This window comes from Marmoricola sp. Leaf446 (assembly GCF_001424755.1).
Taxonomy (GTDB): Bacteria; Actinomycetota; Actinomycetes; order Propionibacteriales; family Nocardioidaceae; genus Marmoricola.
Map to the genome: position 1 here is coordinate 247,135 of NZ_LMRF01000006.1, position 20,810 is coordinate 267,944.

A 20,810-nucleotide genomic window follows, 5' to 3' on the forward strand; every position below is an offset into this window, starting at 1 on the left:
CGACCGGACGTGCCCCCCGTAGTCTCGACCGGGTGACCGAGCAGCCCGAGCCCCGGGACGACTGGACCCGCGGGGGCAGCGTCATCGCCGTGGCCATGGCGGTCATGAACGTCACCACCTACGGCTACACGATCCTGGCGGCGCGGCTGCTCGGCCCGGGCAGCTACGGCGCCTTCGCCGCGGTGATGGGCCTGCTGCTGGTGCTCGGGGTGCTGCAGCTCGGGCTGCAGACCGTGGGCGCACGCCGCATCGCCGCCCACCCCGAGAGCGTCGGCGAGGTCGAGCGCGCCCTGCTGCGGGTGGCGGTCGGGACGGCGGCGGTGCTGGCGCTGCTGTGCCTGCTGCTCTCCCCCGTCCTGGACCGGTTGCTCAACCTCGACAGCGTGCCGACGGCGGTGCTCGTCGCGTTCACCGTGCTGCCGATGACGCTGATGGGGGCGCAGGCCGGGATCCTCCAGGGCGAGCGGCGGTGGCGCGCGCTCGCCGCCCTTTACCTCGCCGCCGGGGTCTCCCGGCTGCTGGTGGGCGGCGCGCTGCTGGCGTGGCGCCCCACCGAGACGGTCGCCGTCCTCGCCGTGCTGATCGCGTTCTTCGCCCCGGTCGCCGTCGGGTGGTGGGCGCTGCGCCGCTCCTCGCCGCACCGCCGCGGGCCCGTCACCGGGCACCACGACGAGCGGAGCATCCTGGGCGAGACGTTCCGCAACTCCCACGCGCTGCTGGCCTTCTTCGCCCTGTCCAACGCCGACGTGATCGTGGCGCGCGACGTGCTCGGCGACCACCAGTCGGGCCTGTACGCCGGCGGCCTGATCCTGGTCAAGGCGGTGCTGTTCCTGCCGCAGTTCGTGGTGATCGTGGCGTTCCCCTCGATGTCGGACAGCGAGAACCGCCGGGGAGCCCTGGTGCGGAGCATCGCGCTCGTCCTCGCACTGGGGGTCGTCAGCACCCTCGGGGCCTGGCTGCTGAGCGGGCTGGCCCTGGTCTTCGTCGGTGGACCGGAGTACGCCGAGATCCGCGACCAGCTGTGGCTGTTCGCGATCCTCGGCACCGTGCTCTCGGTGGTGCAGCTGCTCGTCTACAGCGTGGTCGCCCGGCAGTCGCGCTGGTCGGTCTACTTCGTGTGGGCCGGCCTGCTCGCCCTGGTCGTGGCCACCCGCGGGGTCGACGACGCCACCGGGCTGGCCGTCGTGGTCACGCTGATCGACACCGCCGTCCTCGTGGCGCTGCTGGTGACCAGCCTGCACCGGCTGCGACCCGGCGCCCCGGAGTCGCGCGACCGCACGGCGACGCCGGCCGCTTCGGCCTGACCTGCTGCGGCAGGGACCCTGCGGGGTCAGTGGGCGGCGTCGTGCCAGCTGTGGCCGGTGCCGACCGAGACGTCCAGCGGCACGCTGAGCTCGGCGGCAGCGCCCATCTCGCGGCGCACCAGGTCCTCGAGCTGCTCGCGCTCCCCCTCGGCCACCTCGAAGACGAGCTCGTCGTGCACCTGCAGCAGCATCCGCGAGGCCAGGCCCTGGCGGGTCAGCTCGCGGTCCACCCCGAGCATGGCCACCTTGATGAGGTCGGCCGCCGACCCCTGGATGGGGGCGTTCAGCGCCATCCGCTCGGCCATCTCGCGTCGCTGACGGTTGTCGCTGGTGAGGTCGGGCAGGTAGCGGCGCCGACCGAGGATCGTCTCGGTGAAGCCGGAGCGGCGCGCCTCGTCGACGATGCCGCCGAGGTAGTCCCGCACCCCGCCGAAGGTCTCGAAGTACTCGTCCATCAGCCCGCGCGCCTCGCTGGTGTCGATGCGCAGCTGCTGGGAGAGCCCGAAGGCCGACAGGCCGTAGGCCAGGCCGTAGTTCATCGCCTTGATCTTGGCCCGCATCTGCGAGGTGACCTCGGCGGGCTCGACGTCGAAGACCCGCGCCGCGGTCACCGAGTGGAAGTCGTGGCCCGAGCGGAAGGCCTCGGTCAGCGCGACGTCCTCGGAGAGGTGCGCCATGATCCGCATCTCGATCTGGGAGTAGTCGGCCGTCAGCAGCTCCGAGAAGCCCGGGCCCACCACGAACCCCTCACGGATGCGGCGGCCGGCCTCGGTGCGGATCGGGATGTTCTGCAGGTTGGGGTCGGTGCTCGAGAGCCGGCCGGTGGCGGCGATCAGCTGGTTGAAGGTGGTGTGGATGCGGCCGTCGTCGGCGACCGTCTTGAGCAGCCCCTCGACGGTCTGTCGCAGCCGGATCACGTCGCGGTGGCGAAGCAGGTGCTGGAGGAACGGGTGCTCGGTCTTCTCGAACAGGCCCTGGAGCGCGTCGGCGTCGGTGGTCCAGCCGGTCTTGGTGCGCTTGGTCTTGGGCATGTCGAGCTCGTCGAAGAGCACGACCTGCAGCTGCTTGGGCGAGCCGAGGTTGATCTCCTTGCCGATCACCTCGTAGGCGTCGTCGGCGGCCTCGCGCACCCCGGCCGCGAACTCCTGCTCCAGGCCGTCGAGCAGGTCGCGGTCCACGGCGATGCCGACCTGCTCGAGCCGGGCCAGCACGCCGATCAGCGGCAGCTCGACGTCGGAGAGCAACCGGGTGCCACCCCGGTCCTCCAGCTCCTCGTCGAGGGCGGCCGCGAGGTCGAGCACCGCGCTCGCGTGCAGCATCGCGGTCTGCGAGGCCTCGTCGGCGGTGTCGTCGTCGAGGCCCTCCAGGCTCAGCTGGCCGTCGTCGACCGCGCCCTGGCGCAGCTCGCGCTTGAGGTAGCGCACGGTCAGGTCGGCCAGGTCGTAGGAGCGCTGGTCGGGGCGGGCGAGGTAGGCCGACAGCGCGGTGTCGCGCTCGAGGCCCTCGAGCAGCCAGCCGCGGGCGGTCAGCGCCAGGATCGGGCCCTTGGCGTCGTGCAGCACCTTGGGGTACGCCGGGTCGCCCAGCCAGGTCGTCAGGGCGGCGTCGTCCTCGGGGGTCAGCGTCGCCACGACGACGTGCGCGGCACTGCCCGACCCCGTGGCCAGGGCCAGTGCGAGCACCTCGCCGGTGCCCGAGCGCCAGCTGCCCTCGACGTGCACGCCGACCCGGTCGCCGCCCTGGGCGTGCGCGCCCAGCCAGTCGGCCACCTGACCGGGCTCGAGCCGGGTGCCGTCGAGCTCGAACCCGGACCCGTCGATCTCCTCCGGCGAGGAGAGCGTCTCGAAGAGCCGGTCGCGCAGCACCCGGAACTCCAGGCTGTCGAAGAGCGTGTGGACCTGCTGGCGGTCCCACGGGCGCAGCGCGAGCTCGTCGGGCGCCAGCGGCAGGTCGAGGTCGGTGACCAGGGCGTTGAGCTGGCGGTTGCGCATCACCTGGCCGAGGTGCTCGCGCAGCGCCTCACCCTTCTTGCCGGTGATCTCGTCGGCCCGGGCGATGACGTTGTCGAGGCCGTCGTAGAGGTTGATCCACTTGGCGGCGAAGCCCGCACCCACGCCCGGGACGCCCGGGAGGTTGTCGGAGGTCTCCCCTACCAGCGCGGCCAGCTCGGGGTAGCGGCTCGGCGGGACCTTGTACTTCTCCTCCACCGCCGCCGGGGTCATGCGCTTCATCTCCGACACCCCGCGCATCGGGTAGATCACGGTGGTGCGCTCGTTGACCAGCTGGAAGGAGTCGCGGTCGCCGGAGCAGATCAGGACGTCGAAGTCATCGGCGACGGCCTGGGTCGCCAGGGTGCCGATCACGTCGTCGGCCTCGAAGCCGGGCTTCTCGACGAACGGCACGTTGAGGGCGTCGAGCACCTCCTTGATCAGCCCGACCTGACCGGAGAACTCGCTCGGCGAGGTCGCCCGGTTGGCCTTGTACTCGGCGTACTCCGCGGCGCGGAAGGTCTCGCGGGAGACGTCGAAGGCGACGGCGAGGTGCGTGGGCTCCTCGTCGCGGAGCACGTTGATGAGCATCGCGGTGAAGCCGTAGACCGCGTTGGTGTGCTGCCCCGTCGTGGTCGAGAAGTTCTCCACCGGCAGCGCGTAGAACGCCCGGTAGGCCAGCGAGTGCCCGTCGAGGAGGAGCAGGCGCGGACGTTGGATCGGTGCTGACTCGGCCACGCGCCGACCCTAACCCGCCGCACCGACAGCGCCCGGGGCGGTGGCCCGCGGCCGCGGGACCCCGGGAGGAGGGGTCAGGCCCCGGCCTGGCGGCGTCGTGCCGTACGACGCTGGGCCAGCACCTCGACGAGGTGACGGTTGCTCCCGGCGGCGCTCCGGGCCCGCTCGACCGAGAGCTTCTTGCGCAGCGCGGCGGTACTGGCCAGGCGGACGGTCGCGACCGTGCCGAGCCCCAGCCGCGCGAGGAACCGGTTGGTCTCGCGGCTGCCGTCGGTGAAGGCGCTCATCTGCTCCACGCCCTTCTCCTCGGCCCAGGAGACCGCGGCCTCCATCAGCGCGTGGGCGTAGCCGTGCCGGCGGTGGCTCGGGGCGACCACCAGGTAGGAGGTGTGCACCGCGTGGTCGAGCGAGAGCGGCGAGATCGGGCCGCGCGCGAGGAAGAGCGCCGCGACGATCCGGTCGTCGCCCTCGGCCACGAGGAGCATGGCCTCGGGGTCGGCGGCGGTGTTGGCCAGCGCCTGCACCGCGTCGCGGCGCGCCTGGTCGTCGGCCTCCCCGGTCCGCGTCGTCTCGGCCCACAGCTGCAGCAGCAGGTCGGCGTCGGACGGCGTGGCCTCGCGGATGACGGGCGCGAGACGCGGCATGGGACCTCCGTGGCGGGACTGCCGTTCGTGGCGACCACGCGCGGCGGAGAGGGACGGTGAGAGACTAGCCCGCCTCGTAGTTCACTCGTAAAGGAGTTCGGAGTGTTCCCCGGCTTCGGCACGCTCGTCAACGCCACGACGGTGCTCCTGGGGGCCCTCGTCGGCACGCTGGTCGGGCACCGCCTGCCCGAGCGGACCCGCACGGTGGTCACCGACGGGCTGGGCCTGGTGACGCTCCTGATCGCGGGCACCTCGGCGGCGGCTGTCGGCGACGAGGTGCTCTCCGACGCGGTCGGCGGGGCCGCCCCGATGCTGATCGTCCTGGGCTCGGTCCTGGTCGGGGGCATCGTGGGCTCGCTGCTGCGGCTCGAGGACCGCATCGAGGCCCTGGGTGGCGTGCTCCAGCGGGCCGCCGTGCGCCGCGTGGCCCGGTCCGGCGCGCCGGCCGACGCCGCCGCGCGGGAGCGCTTCGTGCAGGGCTTCGTGGTCAGCTCCCTCGTCTTCTGCGTGGGGCCGCTGACCATCCTGGGGTCGATCAACGAGGGGCTGGGCAACGGCGCCGACCAGCTGCTGCTCAAGAGCGCGCTGGACGGCTTCGCCTCGATCGCGTTCGCGGCGTCCTTCGGCTGGGGCGTCGGCGCGAGCGTGGTCTCGCTGGTGGCGATCCAGGGCGGGCTGACCGCGCTCGGGGCGGGGCTCGGCAGCTTCGTGCCCGACCCCCACCTCGCCGCGCTCACCGCGACGGGAGGGCTGCTGCTGGTCGGCGTCGCGCTGCGGCTGCTCGACGTCAAGCAGGTCAAGGTCGCCGACCTGCTGCCAGCGCTGGTGGTGGCACCGCTGCTCACCGCCCTGGTCGTCGCCCTGCGCTGAGGCCCTGCGGCGAGGCCCTGCGGCGAGGCCCTGTGGCGAGGCCCGCCGCCGAGGGGGTCGCTCAGTCGCCGGTCGGGGCGTCGCCGCCGCCGACCGCAGGACCGTGGGTGACCACGCCCTCGGCGACCTGGCGCATCGACAGCCGCAGGTCCATCGCGGTCTTCTGGATCCAGCGGAACGACTCGGGCTCGCTCAGGCCGAGGCTCTCCTGGAGCACGCCCTTGGCGCGGTCGACGACCTTGCGGGTCTCCAGCCGCTCGGTGAGGTCGGCGACCTCGGACTCCACCTGGCGCAGCTCGGCGAAGCGGCTCATCGCCATCTCCACGGCGGGCACGAGGTCGCCCTGGTCGAAGGGCTTGACGAGGTAGGCCATCGCGCCCGCGTCGCGAGCGCGCTCGACCAGGTCGCGCTGGCTGAAGGCGGTCAGGATCACCACCGGGGCGATGCGCGCCCGGGCGATCTGCTCGGCAGCCGCGATGCCGTCCAGCCGCGGCATCTTCACGTCGAGGATGACCAGGTCGGGACGCAGCTCGGTGGCGAGCGCGACGGCCTTCTCCCCGTCCTCGGCCTGGCCGACGACGGCGTACCCCTCCTCGTCGAGCATCTCGGCGAGGTCCATCCGGATCAGGGCCTCGTCCTCGGCGATGACGACCCGCGGTCGGCCGGTCGTCGCCGTGGGCACCCCGCTCTGCTCGGTCACGGCACGAGGCTAGCCGTCGTGGACCAGACCGGTCACGAGGACCCGTGGACCACCTCCGGCCTGCAGGATCATCCTGGACCCGCTCCAGGGGGTGCCTGGACGACGCCGGAAGGAAACAGTCCGGTAACGGCCGTGCCGCAGGCTCCACGTGACGGTGCTGGAGATCACCCCACGCCCTATGCTCACCCCCGCAGCCGAGTCGTCTGCCGGCCCGGCTCGCGCCGGGTGCCCAGACGCCCGGACCCTTTGCTGAATGGAGGACCATGTCGCCCTCGAGTCGACGAGCGCCCCAGGGGGCGCGTCGCCGCGGCCCCGCCGTGACGCTGCTCCTGCTGCTGGCGACCAGCCTGTTCGCGGTGCTGGCGCTGTCCGGGACGGCGCAGGCCGCCGACGGCGACCGCACGGTCGTGGGCACGCTGCGCAACTCCGCCGACGACAACGCGCCGGTCCCCGGTGTCACCGTCGACGTGGAGACCAGCGACGGCGGTCAGTACACCGCCGAGAGCAACGAGGAGGGACGCTTCGAGGTGGCCGTGCCGGCCTCCGACACCGGCACCCTCACCGTGTCCCTCGACACCGACACCCTCCCCGACGGCGTCGACCTCCGCGAGGGAGCGCCCGACACCCTGCGGCCCACAGGCAGCCTCAGCACGGTGACGGCCAACTTCGCCCTCGGCCCGGACGACCGCCAGGTCTCCACCAAGTGGGACCAGGTGCCGCAGCTGCTCTACAACGGCCTGCTGTTCGGCATCGTGCTCTCGCTCGGCGCGCTGGGCCTCTCGATGGTCTTCGGCACCACCGGCCTGACCAACTTCGCGCACGGCGAGCTGGTCACCTTCGGTGCGGTGATGACCTACATGGGCAACCGTGTCTTCGGGCTGCCGATCATGGTCTCGGTGCTGCTGGCGGTGGTGCTCTCCGCGGGCTTCGGCTGGCTCAACGACAAGGGCCTGTGGGCCCCGCTGCGCCGCCGCGGCACCGGTCTGATCGCGATGATGATCGTCTCGATCGGCCTGCAGTTCCTGCTGCGCAACCTCTACCAGTACTTCACCGGCGGCCGCGCCCTGACCTACCGCGAGTACGTCACGCCGGCCGGCCAGGACGCCTTCGGCCTGTTCACCTACACCACCCGCGACGTCGTGATCATCCTGGTCAGCCTGCTGACGCTGATCGCGGTGACGCTGGCGCTGCAGTTCACGCGGCTCGGCCGCGCCACCCGCGCGGTGTCGGACAACCCGGCGCTCGCCGCGTCCACCGGCATCAACGTCAACCGGGTCATCACGACCGTGTGGATCTTCGGGGCCGCGCTGGCCGGTCTGGGCGGCGCCTTCCTGGGCTTCTCCCAGTCGGTGACCTACCAGCTCGGCGCGCAGGTGCTGCTGCTCATCTTCGCCGCCACCTGCGTCGGCGGTCTCGGCTCGATCTGGGGCGCGATGCTGGGGTCGATCATCATCGGCCTCTTCGTCGAGACCTCGACGCTGCTGATCCCGTCGGAGCTGAAGTACGCCGGCGCGATGATCCTGCTCATCATCGTCCTCCTGTTCAGGCCACAGGGCCTGCTCGGTCGGGCCCAGAGGATCGGCTGAGGAAGGACTCGACATGATCGACGCATTCACCGGAGCCCTCCACGACGGGTTCGGCTACGTGGCCATCTCCTACTGCCTCGCCGCCATCGGCCTGAACATCCAGTTCGGCTACTCGGGCCTGCTCAACTTCGGCCAGGCCGCGTTCCTCGCGATCGGCGGCTACATCATGGGTGCCGCCATCGCGACCAGCGGCATCCCGACCATCCCGGCCATGCTCATCGCGATCCTCTTCGCGGTGGCCCTGGCGCTGATCCTGGGTGTGCCGACGCTGCGGCTGCGGGCCGACTACCTCGCGATCGTCACGATCGCCGCGGCCGAGATCCTCCGGCTCGTCTTCGGCACCTCCTTCCGCGAGTACTTCCGCGGCAAGGACGGCGTCACCGGGTTCGCCGACGGCTTCCGCGGCCTGAACCCGCTGCCGGAGTACGACGGCTTCTTCCTCACCTACAGCCGCAACGAGCTGTGGACCATCATCGTCGGCTGGATCGTGGTGATCCTGATCTGCGTGCTGGTCTGGGCCCTGATGCGCTCGCCCTGGGGCCGCGTGCTGCGCGGCATCCGCGAGGACGAGGACGCCGTCCGCTCGCTGGGCAAGAACGTCTACGGCTACAAGATGCAGGCGCTCGTCCTCGGCGGCGTGATCGGTTGCATCGGCGGCTTCATCGGTGCCTTCGGCGCCGCGTCGGTCCAGGCCGACACCTTCAACCTCGACTTCACCTTCATCGCACTCACCATGTTGATCCTGGGCGGTGCGGCCCGCGTGCTGGGTCCCGTCGTCGGGGCCATCCTGTTCTGGGCCGTGCTGTCGTTCCTCGGGTCGATCCTGTCCGACCTCTCGGCCAACCCCACCGTGGCGCAGTTCATGAACGCCGACCAGGCCTCCAACGTCCGGCTCATGCTGGTCGGCCTGGTGCTGATGCTGCTGATGATCTACCGACCCCAGGGGATCTTCGGCGACCGGAAGGAGATCGCGCTCGATGCCCGCTGACACCTCTCCCACCCCTGCGACCGGGGCGACCAGCATGTCCGCCTCGACGCCCTCGTCCCCCGCGACCGGGTCGACCGGCACCACCCGGTCGGTCGCCGACCAGGGCCGGGCCGACCTGCAGGGCCTGGCCACCGAGCCCGGGGTCAAGAAGAAGGACCCGATCGTCGTCGCGACCGACGTGCGCCGCACCTTCGGCGGTCTCACCGCCGTCGACGTGGAGCACGTCGAGATCCAGCGCGGCGTCATCACCGCGCTGATCGGCCCCAACGGCGCCGGCAAGACGACGTTCTTCAACCTGCTCACCGGCTTCGACCAGCCCGACTCGGGGTCCTGGACGTTCAACGGCACGTCGTTGAAGGGCAAGTCGGCGTACAAGGTCGCCCGCCTCGGGATGGTCCGCACCTTCCAGCTCACCAAGGTGCTCTCCAAGCTGACCGTGCTGGAGAACATGCGCATGGGCGCGACCGGTCAGCGCGGCGAGCGCTTCTGGGCCGGGGCGCTGCCGTTCCTGTGGAAGAGCCAGGAGCAGGAGATCACCGCCCGGGCGCGCGAGCTGCTGGGGCGCTTCAAGCTCGACGCCAAGGAGTCGGACTTCGCCGGCTCGCTCTCCGGCGGCCAGCGCAAGCTGCTCGAGATGGCCCGCGCCCTGATGGTCGGCCCCGAGCTGGTGATGCTCGACGAGCCCATGGCCGGGGTGAACCCCGCGCTTAAGCAGTCGCTGCTCGGCCACGTGAAGTCGCTGCGCGAGGAGGGCATGAGCGTGCTCTTCGTCGAGCACGACATGGACATGGTGCGCGACATCTCCGACTGGGTCATCGTGATGGCCCAGGGCAAGGTGATCGCCGAGGGGCCGCCGCGCTCGATCATGACCGACCAGCGCGTCATCGACGCCTACCTCGGCGCCCACCACGACACCGACATCAGCGAGCTCGAGCACGTCGTCACCGCCGAGCACCAGCAGCCGAAGGAGGAGACCGCGTGAGCGAGTCCCCGCAGCACCGCGCCGGCGGGCCCACCGACCCGGCCGGGTCCGGCCCGACCCTGTCGGCCGCCGAGTCGGAGAAGCTCCTCGAGGAGCTCAACAAGCCGACCGAGGAGGCCGTGGTCCGCGAGGACGGCGAGATCGTCGCCGAGGCCGACCCGTTCGCGCCGAAGATCGACGAGGAGGCGCGTCGCGTCCACCTGCAGGCCGCCGAGGGCGCCGTGCTGCGCGCCGACGACCTGCTGGCGGGCTACCTGCCGGGTGTCAACATCCTCAACGGCGCCGACCTCTACTGCCAGGAGGGCGAGCTGGTCGGCATCATCGGCCCCAACGGCGCCGGCAAGTCGACGCTGCTCAAGGCGCTCTTCGGCCTGGTCAACATCAACTCCGGCACCGTCACGCTGCGTGGCGAGGAGATCACCAACCAGCGCGCCGACAGCCTGGTGGCCAAGGGGATCGGCTTCGTGCCGCAGACCAACAACGTCTTCCCCTCGCTCAGCATCGAGGAGAACCTCCAGATGGGCTGCTACCAGGCCCCCTCCAAGTTCGCCTCCCGGTTCGAGTTCGTCACCAACCTCTTCCCCGCCCTGGGCGAGCGGCGCAAGCAGCGCGCGGGCCAGCTCTCCGGCGGTGAGCGGCAGATGGTGGCGATGGGCCGGGCCCTGATGATGGAGCCGTCGGTGCTGCTGCTCGACGAGCCGTCGGCCGGCCTCTCCCCCGCCATGCAGGACGAGGTGTTCGTGCAGACGCGTGCCATCAACAAGGCCGGCGTCTCGGTGATCATGGTCGAGCAGAACGCCGCCCGCTGCCTGCAGATCTGCGACCGCGGCTACGTCCTGGACCAGGGACGCAACGCCTACACGGCGTCCGGCGCCTCGCTGGCCAAGGACCCCAAGGTCATCGAGCTCTACCTCGGCACGCTGGCGGAGTCCAACAAGTAGCCCCGCCCTGCCCGTCGTACGCCCCCACCGCTGCTGCGCTGGGGGCGTCGTCGTAGCTGGGTGGTGTCGGTGCCGGCCGCCGGGTCGGTGGGTGGCGGTCGGCGGGTGGCGGTCGGCGGTTTCTCCAGGTCGCCTGGGACACCGTCACTGCGCCGGAGCTACGTCTCGGGCGGAGCAGCAGGCTCTCCGGCGGAGCGAGCGCGCGGCGTACGACGGAGCCGGCCGTACGCCGTCGATGCGGCAAGCTCCAGCCCCACCTCGGGACACCCGCGTCCTTCCGCCCGGCCGACGTCGACGCTGACGTCCCAAGGTCACCGTCCACGCCGGCGAAGCAGCAGGCTCTCCGGCGGAGCGAGTACACGGCGTACGAGGCACGCGCGGTCCCTCCCGACGTCATACGACGTGGCCGCCTGGACGACCAGAACGCATGACGCCCCTGGACGTCATACGAAGTGGCCGCCTGGACGACCAAGACGTATGACGCCCCTGGACGTCATACGAGGTCGTCGCCTGGACGACGAGGACGTATGACGCTCCACCGCCCCCGAACCGCTCCGCCGCCCACGAGCCGCCCACGAGCCGCCCCCGAGCCACCCAAGAGCCCCCCGGAGACCCCTACGACGCACCCGACCCCCCGAGCCGGTGGCTCGGGGGGTCGGGTGGTGTGGTGCGGGGTGGATCAGCCGTTCTGGCCGATGCCGGCCTTGATCAGCTCGGGGACGATCTTCTTGGTCTCGTCGAACGCGATCAGCACGATGGCATCGGGGTCCTGACCCTTGATCTCCTCGACCTCGGCGGTGTAGTTGGCCGCGTTGGCGTCGTAGAGGGTCTTGGCCACGATCTTGCCGCCGGACTCGGTGAAGAACTTCTCCACGTTGTTGGCCAGCGCCTCGCCGTAGGAGTCCTGACGGGCGAGGATCGCGACGTTCTGGTAGCCGTCCGAGGACAGCGTCTGCGCCATGACCTGGCCCTGCAGCACGTCCGAGGGAGCGGTGCGGAAGTACAGGCCCTTGTCGGCGTAGGTGTCGAACGCCGTGGAGGTGTTGGCCGGCGAGATCTGCAGGACGCCCGCGCCGGTGATCTTGTCGATCACCGAGAGGGACACCGAGGACGACGCGGCGCCCACGATGGCGTCGGCCTTCCCGCGGAGCAGCTTGTCGGTCTCCGACGGGGCGATGTTCGGCGAACCGTCACCCGAGTCGGCCTTGACCTGGGCCACGTCCTTGCCGAGGACGCCGCCGCCCTCGTTGATCTCCTGGACCGCGAGGTCGACGCCCGCGAACTCCGGGGGGCCGAGGAACGCGAGGTCACCCGTGGCCGGGAGGAGCGTGCCGATGGTCAGGGTGCCGTCCCCCTGGCCGGCGCCGCCGGAGACCTTCTGGTTGGCCTTGACGTCGGACTCGTCGGGGATCTCGCCGGTGATGAAGTCGAGGTTCTTGTAGTTGTTGTCCTCGCCGTACTCGAAGATGCCGATGGTGGCGGCCGAGGGTGACCCGGTGGAGTTGAGGTCCAGCGGACCCGAGACGCCGTCGTAGTCGATGTCGGTGCCGTCGGCGAGCAGGTCGGCGCACTGCTTGAACTCCGTGCACTTCTCGCCCTCGCCGGAGACATTGGCCATCTCGCCGGCGATGGCCTTGCCGGAGTCGTTGTCCGCGGCGATCGCGGCCAGCGCGGTCACGATGGTGGCGTCGTAGGACTCGGGACCGTAGGTGAAGTCCTTGAGGTCCTTGTTGACGCCCAGGAGCCGCTCGCGGAACTCGTCGCCCAGCTCGGCACCGGGGTAGGTCGCCTTGACGCCCTTGAGGGTGCCCGGGTCGAAGTCCTCGGTGTAGTTGGCGGTGTTGCCGTCGACGAAGTAGAGCTGGGTGCCCTTCTTCTCCGACGAGGACGAGCCCTCGTCGGAGCTGCCGCCGCTGCTGCTGTCGCTGTCGCTGCTGCCGCACGCGGAGACCGCGAACGAGCCGGCGACCGCGAGGACCGCGAGTCGGGTAAGGCGGTTGGGACGGTACATGTGACCTCCGTGATCGGGATTCAGGCTCCGGGAGAGAGCGCACCCACCACGCGTGAGGCCACCGGAGTGAGCACAACATAGGTTCCGGTGCAGGTCAGGCGGCAGCGGCGCGCGTACCTCGTGACCGAGTTGTGACGAACCCCGCGAGGATGCGAGCAAATCGGACACCACTGGGCTGGACCGGTGACCCGCTCGCCTTGTGGGATAGCGTCTCCCTGCTCACGAGCGCGAGGCTCGGACGACAGGCGCCCCGGTATCCCAATCGGCAGAGGAAGCGGTCTCAAACACCGTCCAGTGTGGGTTCGAGTCCCACCCGGGGCACGCCCGTCCCGCCCTCCGGGGCGGGCGGCGCGCCGGCTCAGCGGCGGTAGGCCGGCGCGACCTCGTTGATGGCGTCACCCATCCGGTGGATGCGCAGCGCGTTGGTCGATCCGGGGATGCCCGGCGGGCTGCCCGCGATGATGACGACGAGGTCGCCCTCGGCGACCCGGCCGATCCGCAGCAGCTGCTCGTCGACCTGGCGCACCATCTCGTCGGTGTGCTCCACGGCGTCGGTCTTGAAGGTCTCCACGCCCCAGGTCATCGACAGCTGCGAGCGCACCCGCGCCTCGGGGGTGAAGGCGAGCACGGGGATCGCGCCGCGGTAGCGGGCGAGCCGGCGCGCGGAGTCACCGCTCTGCGTGAAGGCCACGAGGTACGCCGCCCCCACCCGCTCGGCGACCTCGGCGGCCGCCTTGGCGATCACCCCGCCCCGGGTGCGGGGCTGCCAGTCGATGGCGGCCATGTGGTGCAGCTCGTGGTTCTCGGTGGAGCTGATGATCCGGGCCATCGTCTCGACGGTCTCGATGGGGTACTCCCCCACGCTGGTCTCGCCCGAGAGCATCACCGCGTCGGCACCGTCGAGGACGGCGTTGGCGACGTCGGAGGCCTCGGCCCGGGTCGGCGCGGGGTTGCTGATCATCGACTCCAGCATCTGGGTGGCCACGATGACCGGCTTGGCGTTGCGGCGGGCCTTCTCGACCACCCGCTTCTGCAGGAACGGCACGTCCTCGAGCGGGCACTCCACGCCGAGGTCGCCACGCGCGACCATGAAGCCGTCGAAGGCCTTGACCACCTCGTCGAGGTTGTCGATCGCCTGGGGCTTCTCGATCTTGGCGATGACGGGGAGCATCACGCCCTCCTCGCGCATGATCGCGCGGACGTCCTCGGCGTCCTGGGCGTTGCGGACGAAGGACAGCGCGATGAAGTCGACGGTGAGGTGCAGCGCCCAGCGCAGGTCGGCGATGTCCTTCTCCGACATCGCCGGGACGCTGACCGGGACACCGGGCAGGTTGATGCCCTTGTGGTTGCTGACGCGGCCCGCGGTCACGACCTCGGTGTGGACGTCCTGGCCCTCGACCGAGGTGACCCGCAGGCGGACCTTGCCGTCGTCGATGAGAACCTGGTCGCCGGGGCCCACGTCGCCGGGCAGACCGGCGTACGTCGTGCCGGCCACCTGGCCGTCGCCCGGGACCTCGCGGGTGGTGATGGTGAAGGCCTGGCCCTTGGTCAGCTGCGCCGACCCCTCGGCGAACTTGGCCAGCCGGATCTTGGGGCCCTGGAGGTCGACGAACACGCCGACGCCGTGGCCGGACTCGTCGGCCGCCCGCCGGACGTTGCGGTAGACCTCCTCGTGGTCCTCGTAGGACCCGTGGGAGAGGTTCATCCGGGCGACGTCCATGCCGGCGGCGACCAGCTCCCGGATCTTCTCCAGGCTCTGGGTCGCAGGGCCGAGGGTGCACACGATCTTTGCTCTCCGCACCCCACGACCCTAGCGGGCGGCACTTGAACGTTCCAAGGCGCGGCGGTCCGTCACGCACGGACAGCCGGTTTCCCAGGTGATGAAGGAAAGCTGCCTCCTCACACACGGTGCGACGTGTGTGAAGAGGCAGCTCGGGTTCATCACCTGGGAAACCGGATCCCGCCCGACCGTGCCGGGCCACCCTCAGCAGGTCAGGCGGTGAGGGGGCGCTCCGTCGGGGGGATGGGCGCCGGCAGGTTGGTCGAGCCGGCCAGGTAGGCGTCGACCGCCGCGGCGGCCGCGCGGCCCTCGGCGATGGCCCACACGATCAGCGACTGGCCGCGGCCGACGTCGCCGGCCACGAAGACGCCCTCGACGGAGGAGAGGTAGCCGTTGTCGCGGGCCACGTTGCCGCGGCCGTCGAGCTCGACGCCGAGCTGCTCGACCAGGCCGGGCTTCTCGGGACCGGTGAACCCCATCGCGAAGAGCACCAGGTCGGCCGGGATCTCGCGCTCGCTGCCCTCGACCTCCTCGAACCTCCCGTCGACGAAGTGGACCTCGACCAGGCGCAGCGCCCGGACGTGGCCGGTGTCGTCGCCGAGGAACTCCTGGGTCGAGACCGAGTAGACGCGGTCGCCGGCCTCCTCGTGGGCCGAGGAGACCCGGAACGTCATGGGGTACGTCGGCCACGGCTGGTTGGCCGGACGTGACTCACCGGGCTGGCCCATGATCTCCAGCTGGGTGATCGACGCCGCGCCGTGACGCGTCGAGGTGCCGAGGCAGTCAGCTCCGGTGTCGCCGCCGCCGATGATCACCACGTGCTTGCCGCCGGCGTGGATCTGGCCCTCGACCTCCTCGCCGAGCGCGGTGCGGTTGGACTGCGGCAGGAACTCCATCGCCTGGTGGATGCCGGCGAGGTCGCGGCCGGGAAGGTCGAGGTCGCGGGGCTCGGTGGCGCCCATGGCGAGCACCACCGCGTCGTACCGCTCGCGCAGCTGCTGGCCGGTGAGGCTGTCGCCGACGGCGACGCCGGCCCGGAACACCGTGCCCTCGCGGCGCATCTGGTCCAGACGGCGGTCGAGGACCTTCTTCTCCATCTTGAACTCGGGGATGCCGTAGCGCAGCAGGCCGCCGATCTTGTCGGCCCGCTCGTAGACCGCGACCGTGTGGCCGGCGCGGGTCAGCTGCTGGGCGGCGGCGAGGCCGGCCGGGCCGGAGCCGACGACGGCCACGGTGCGCCCGGTCAGCCACTCCGGGGGCTGCGGCCGGACGGCGCCGGACTCCCAGGCGCGGTCGGCGATGGCGACCTCGACGTTCTTGATGGTCACGGGGTCCTGGTTGATGCCCAGCACGCACGCGGTCTCGCACGGCGCGGGACACAGCCGCCCGGTGAACTCCGGGAAGTTGTTGGTCGCGTGGAGCCGCTCGATGGCGGCGTCCCAGTCGTCGCGCCAGACCAGGTCGTTCCACTCCGGGATCAGGTTGCCCAGCGGGCAGCCCTGGTGGCAGAACGGGATGCCGCAGTCCATGCAGCGCCCGGCCTGGGTGCTGATGATCGGCAGCAGCGCGCGTCCGGGCCCACCGGGGTAGACCTCGTTCCAGTCCTTCGTGCGCTCCTCGACGGGGCGCCGGTCCGCGACCTGGCGCCCGTCCTTGAGGAACCCCTTGGGGTCAGCCATGGAGGGCCTCCATCATCTTGTTCGCGATCTCGCGGTCGTCGAGCCCGTCGGCCTCGGCCTTGGCCTTGGCCTCCATCACCACGCGGTAGTCGCGCGGGATCACCTCGGTGAAGCGGGTCAGCGACTGCTCCCAGTCGTCCAGCAGGTCCTGCGCCACCTGGGACCCGGTCTCCTCCAGGTGCGTGCGCACCAGCGCCTCGAGTTCCAGCGCGGCGTCCTCGGTGACCGGGCCGAGCTCGACGAGCTCCTGGTTGACCCGGAAGTCCTTGAGGTCGAGCACCCAGGCCACGCCGCCGCTCATGCCGGCGGCGAAGTTGCGCCCGGTCTTGCCGAGGACGACGACGCGGCCCCCGGTCATGTACTCGCAGCCGTGGTCGCCGACTCCCTCGGTGACCAGGTGGGCCCCGGAGTTGCGTACGGCGCAGCGCTCGCCGACGCCACCGCGGATGAAGATCTCCCCCGACGTGGCGCCGTAGGCGATCGTGTTGCCCGCGATGATGTGCTTGCTCGGGTCGAAGGTCACCTCGCGGTCCGGGCGTACGACGATCCGGCCGCCCGACAACCCCTTGCCGACGTAGTCGTTGGCGTCGCCCTCCAGCCGCAGCGTGATCCCCTGCGGGACGAACGCGCCGAAGGACTGGCCGGCCGAGCCGAGCAGCGTGATGTCGATGGTGCCGTGCGGCAGCCCCTCGCCGCGGTAGCGCTTGGTCACCTCGTGGCCGAGCATCGCGCCGACCGTGCGGTTGACGTTGCGCACCGCTACCTGGGCCCGGACCGGCTCGCCGCGCTCGAGGGCGTCGGCGCTGAGCCGGATCAGCTCGTTGTCGAGCGCCTTCTCCAGCCCGTGGTCCTGCGGGCGGACGTGGTGGCGCGCCTCGTCCTCGTGCAGCTCGGGCACGTGGAAGATCGGCGCGATGTCGAGCCCGGCGGCCTTCCAGTGGTTGACCGCCTCGGTCGAGTCCAGCACGTCGGCGCGGCCGATGGCCTCGTCGAGCGTGCGGAAGCCGAGCTCGGCGAGCAGCTCGCGCACCTCCTCGGCGATGTAGGTGAAGAAGTTGACGACGTACTCCGCCTTGCCGGTGTAGCGCTCGCGCAGCACGGGGTTCTGCGTGGCCACGCCCACCGGGCAGGTGTCGAGGTGGCAGACCCGCATCATCACGCAGCCAGAGACCACGAGCGGCGCGGTGGCGAAGCCGTACTCCTCGGCCCCCAGCAGCGCCGCCACGACGACGTCGCGGCCGGTCTTGAGCTGCCCGTCGGTCTGCACCACGATCCGGTCGCGCAGCCCGTTGAGCAGCAGCGTCTGCTGGGTCTCGGCCAGGCCGAGCTCCCAGGGACCGCCCGCGTGCTTGAGCGAGGTGAGCGGCGAGGCGCCGGTGCCGCCGTCGTGGCCGGAGATCAGCACCACGTCGGCGTGCGCCTTGGACACGCCCGCCGCGACCGTTCCGACCCCGACCTCGGCGACGAGCTTGACGTGCACGCGCGCCGCGGGGTTGGAGTTCTTCAGGTCGTGGATCAGCTGGGCGAGGTCCTCGATGGAGTAGATGTCGTGGTGCGGCGGCGGGGAGATCAGGCCCACGCCGGGCGTGCTGTGCCGGGTCTTGGCCACCCAGGGGTAGACCTTGTGCCCGGGCAGCTGGCCGCCCTCGCCGGGCTTGGCGCCCTGCGCCATCTTGATCTGGATGTCGTCGGCGTTGGTGAGGTACTCCGAGGTCACGCCGAACCGCCCGGAGGCGACCTGCTTGATCGAGGAGCGTCGCTCGGGGTCGTGCAGCCGCTCGGCGTCCTCGCCGCCCTCGCCGGTGTTGGACTTGCCGCCCAGCCGGTTCATCGCGATCGCCAGCGTCTCGTGGGCTTCCTGCGAGATCGACCCGTAGGACATCGCGCCGGTCGAGAACCGCTTCACGATCGCCTCGACGGGCTCGACCTCGGAGATGTCGATCGGCTGCCGGCCGGTGGCGTCGCCGTCCTTGAAGCGGAACAGCCCTCGCAGGGTCAGCAGCCGCTCGGACTGCTCGTTGACCCGGGAGGTGTACTGCTTGAAGACGTCGTACTTGCCGGCACGGGTGGAGTGCTGCAGCCGGAAGACCGTCTCGGGGTCGAACAGGTGCAGCTCGCCCTCGCGGCGCCACTGGTACTCCCCGCCGACCTCGAGCTCGCGGTGCGCCGGGGCGATGCCGCCGACCGGGTAGGCCACGCGGTGCCGCTTGGCGACCTCCTCGGCGACGACGTCGAGCCCGATGCCGCCGAGCTTGGAGGTGGTGCCGGTGAAGTAGCGGTCGACCAGCTCCTGGGAGAGGCCCAGCGCCTCGAAGATCTGCGCCCCGGTGTACGACGCGACGGTGGAGACGCCCATCTTGGACATCACCTTCAGCACGCCCTTGCCCAGGCTCTTGACCAGGTTGGCCACGGCCTTCTCGGGCTCGACCTTGACGTAGAACCCGTCGCGGGCGAGGTCCTCGACGGTCTCCATGGCGAGGTAGGGGTTGACGGCGGCGGCGCCGTACCCGATGAGCAGCGCGACGTGGTGGACCTCGCGCACGTCGCCGGCCTCGACGACCAGGCCGACCTGGGTGCGGGTCTTCTCGCGCACCAGGTGGTGGTGCACCGCAGCGGTCATCAGCAGCGACGGGATCGGCGCCTTGGTGGCGTCGGCGTGGCGGTCGGAGAGCACGATCACGCGGGCGCCCTCGGCGATCGCGGCGCTGACCTCCTCGCAGATCTCCTGGAGCCGCGCGGCGAGCGCCTCTCCCCCGCCCTCGACCTCGTAGAGGCCGCGGGAGACGTGGGCGATGAAGCCGGGCATGTCGCCGTCACGGTTGATGTGGCGGATCTTGACCAGCTCGTCGTTGGTGATCACCGGGAACGGCAGCACCACCTGGCGACAGGACGCCGGGGTCGGGTCGAGCAGGTTGGCCTCGGGCCCGATGGTGCCGTTGAGGCTGGTGACGAGCTCCTCGCGGATCGCGTCCAGCGGCGGGTTGGTGACCTGGGCGAACAGCTGCGCGAAGTAGTCGAAGAGCAACCGCGGCCGGTCGCTGAGCACCGCGACCGGGGTGTCGGTGCCCATCGAGCCGATCGGCTCGGCCGAGGTGTTGGCCATCGGCGTGAGGATGACGCGCAGCTCCTCCTCGGTGTAGCCGAAGATCTGCTGGCGGCGGGTGACCGAGGCGTGGGAGTGGATCACGTGCTCGCGGTCGGGCAGCTGGGGCAGCTTGATCAGCCCGGCGTGCAGCCACTCGTCGTAGGGGTGCTCGGCGGCCAGGGCCTCCTTGACCTCGTCGTCCTCGACGATGCGGTGCTCCTCGGTGTCGACCAGGAACATCCGGCCCGGCTGCAGCCGGCCCTTGCGCACGATCTTGGACTGCGGGATGTCGAGCACGCCGACCTCGCTGGCGAGGACGACCAGGCCGTCGTCGGTGACCCAGTAGCGCGAGGGGCGCAGGCCGTTGCGGTCGAGCACGGCGCCGACCTGGGACCCGTCGGTGAACACCACGCAGGCGGGGCCGTCCCAGGGCTCCATCAGGGCGGAGTGGAACTCGTAGAAGGCGCGCTGGGTGGCGCTCATCTCGGTGTGGTTCTCCCAGGCCTCCGGGATCATCATGAGCACCGAGTGCGGCAGGCTGCGGCCGCCGAGGTGCAGCAGCTCGAGCACCTCGTCGAAGGACGCAGAGTCGCTCGCGCCGGGCGTGCAGATCGGGAACAGCCGGCCCAGGTCGCCCGGGATCAGGTCGGACTTGAGCAGCGCCTCGCGGGCCCGCATCCAGTTGCGGTTGCCCATGACGGTGTTGATCTCGCCGTTGTGGGCGATGAACCGGAACGGGTGCGACAGCGGCCAGCTCGGGAAGGTGTTGGTCGAGAACCGCGAGTGCACGACCGCGATGGAGCTCTCCACCCGCTCGTCGACGAGGTCGGGGAAGACGTGGTCGAGCTGGTCGGTGGTGAGCATCCCCTTGTAGGCGATGGTGCGGCTCGACAGCGACGGGAAGTAGACGTCCGTCTCCTTCTCGGCCCGCTTGCGCAGGCAGAAGGCCAGCCGCTCCAGGCCCAGCCCCAGCAGGCGGCCGGTCGAGGCCACGAACAGCTGGCTGAAGGTGGGCATGCAGTCCAGGGCGGTGCGGCCCAGCGAGGAGGGGTCCAGCGGGACCTCCCGCCAGCCGAGGACCTTCAGGCCCTCCTCGACGGCGATCTCCTCGATGCGGGCGCGCGTGGCGGCCACCGCGTCGGTGTCACCGGGAAGGAAGGCGGTGCCCACGGCGTACGCGTGCTTGCCGGGCAGCTCGAAGTCGACGACCTCGCGGAAGAACCGGTCCGGGACCTGCATCAGGATGCCCGCGCCGTCACCGGAGTTGGGCTCGGCGCCGGCGGCACCGCGGTGGTCCAGGTTGCGCAGCGCGGTGAGCGCCTGGTGCACGATCTCGTGGCTGGGGACCCCGGTCATGGTGGCCACGAAGGCGACGCCGCAGGCGTCGTGCTCGTGGGTGCCGTCGTAGAGGCCCTGGGGCGGTGGGACTGCCTGCACGGTGCCCTCTCCCGTCGTCGGTCGCTGCACGCGCGCGAGTCCGGCCGGGGCTGTCGGGCTCCGGCGGCTCCGCGTGG

12 protein-coding genes, 1 tRNA gene and 1 pseudogene are annotated in these 20,810 nt (G+C 71.1%); 7 read left to right on the forward strand and 7 right to left on the reverse strand.

Features of this window, described 5'->3' with window-relative positions; translation table 11 throughout:
- Positions 1 to 32: 32 nt before the first annotated feature.
- Entirely contained in the window at positions 33 to 1,304 is a 1,272-nt protein-coding gene (locus ASG49_RS15790) for a lipopolysaccharide biosynthesis protein (protein WP_056543693.1), read from the forward strand.
- Between the two features lie 26 nt (positions 1,305 to 1,330).
- Here ASG49_RS15790 and polA read toward each other — a convergent pair whose 3' ends face one another.
- Both polA and ASG49_RS15800 read right to left on the reverse strand, forming a co-directional pair.
- Positions 1,331 to 4,030, reverse strand: a complete 2,700-nt coding sequence (gene polA, locus ASG49_RS15795; RefSeq protein WP_056543696.1) for a DNA polymerase I — start codon at positions 4,028 to 4,030, stop codon at positions 1,331 to 1,333.
- Positions 4,031 to 4,104: 74 nt separating this feature from the next.
- Positions 4,105 to 4,692: pseudogene (locus tag ASG49_RS15800) on the reverse strand (N-acetyltransferase family protein); the annotation flags it as partial.
- 84 nt (positions 4,693 to 4,776) lie between these two features.
- On the opposite strand from ASG49_RS15800, the gene ASG49_RS15805 reads away from it, so the two are divergent.
- On the forward strand, positions 4,777 to 5,544 hold the full coding sequence (locus ASG49_RS15805) for a DUF554 domain-containing protein (RefSeq protein WP_056543702.1): 768 nt from the start codon (positions 4,777 to 4,779) through the stop codon (positions 5,542 to 5,544).
- Between the two features lie 61 nt (positions 5,545 to 5,605).
- Here ASG49_RS15805 and ASG49_RS15810 read toward each other — a convergent pair whose 3' ends face one another.
- On the reverse strand, positions 5,606 to 6,244 hold the full coding sequence (locus tag ASG49_RS15810; protein WP_056543703.1) for an ANTAR domain-containing response regulator: 639 nt from the start codon (positions 6,242 to 6,244) through the stop codon (positions 5,606 to 5,608).
- A gap of 317 nt (positions 6,245 to 6,561) precedes the next feature.
- Between ASG49_RS15810 and ASG49_RS15815 the strand changes: the two genes are divergently transcribed.
- Genes ASG49_RS15815 through ASG49_RS15830 form a run of 4 tightly spaced genes read left to right on the forward strand, consistent with a single transcriptional unit; the run spans position 6,562 to position 10,741 of the window.
- Entirely contained in the window at positions 6,562 to 7,830 is a 1,269-nt protein-coding gene (locus tag ASG49_RS15815) for a branched-chain amino acid ABC transporter permease (RefSeq protein ID WP_056543705.1), read from the forward strand.
- A 13-nt stretch (positions 7,831 to 7,843) separates the two neighbouring features.
- A complete protein-coding gene (locus tag ASG49_RS15820; protein ID WP_056543708.1) occupies positions 7,844 to 8,818 on the forward strand; it encodes a branched-chain amino acid ABC transporter permease in 975 nt (324 codons plus the stop codon).
- A 34-nt stretch (positions 8,819 to 8,852) separates the two neighbouring features.
- Entirely contained in the window at positions 8,853 to 9,800 is a 948-nt protein-coding gene (locus ASG49_RS15825) for an ABC transporter ATP-binding protein (protein ID WP_056543711.1), read from the forward strand.
- Positions 9,797 to 10,741: an ABC transporter ATP-binding protein gene (locus ASG49_RS15830; protein ID WP_235562126.1), complete on the forward strand. Its 945-nt coding sequence runs from the start codon at positions 9,797 to 9,799 to the stop codon at positions 10,739 to 10,741. Before ASG49_RS15825 ends, ASG49_RS15830 begins: the two co-directional genes overlap by 4 nt.
- Positions 10,742 to 11,420: 679 nt before the next feature.
- On the opposite strand, the gene ASG49_RS19425 is transcribed toward ASG49_RS15830, so the two are convergent.
- The gene (locus ASG49_RS19425; protein ID WP_056543713.1) at positions 11,421 to 12,752 is read right to left on the reverse strand and encodes an ABC transporter substrate-binding protein; all 1,332 of its coding nucleotides are present in this window, start codon (positions 12,750 to 12,752) and stop codon (positions 11,421 to 11,423) included.
- A gap of 247 nt (positions 12,753 to 12,999) precedes the next feature.
- On the opposite strand from ASG49_RS19425, the gene ASG49_RS15840 reads away from it, so the two are divergent.
- Positions 13,000 to 13,073 (forward strand) — tRNA-Leu (locus ASG49_RS15840).
- A 37-nt stretch (positions 13,074 to 13,110) separates the two neighbouring features.
- On the opposite strand, the gene pyk is transcribed toward ASG49_RS15840, so the two are convergent.
- The 3 genes from pyk to gltB all read right to left on the reverse strand — a co-directional run bounded on the left by pyk (position 13,111) and on the right by gltB (position 20,652).
- Positions 13,111 to 14,553, reverse strand: coding sequence for a pyruvate kinase (gene pyk / locus ASG49_RS15845; RefSeq protein WP_056543716.1), 1,443 nt, complete (start codon positions 14,551 to 14,553; stop codon positions 13,111 to 13,113).
- 191 nt (positions 14,554 to 14,744) lie between these two features.
- A complete protein-coding gene (locus ASG49_RS15850; RefSeq protein ID WP_056543719.1) occupies positions 14,745 to 16,211 on the reverse strand; it encodes a glutamate synthase subunit beta in 1,467 nt (488 codons plus the stop codon).
- Positions 16,204 to 20,652, reverse strand: a complete 4,449-nt coding sequence (gltB, locus tag ASG49_RS15855; protein ID WP_235562166.1) for a glutamate synthase large subunit — start codon at positions 20,650 to 20,652, stop codon at positions 16,204 to 16,206. The genes ASG49_RS15850 and gltB overlap by 8 nt, the downstream gene beginning before the upstream one ends.
- Positions 20,653 to 20,810 lie beyond the last annotated feature (158 nt).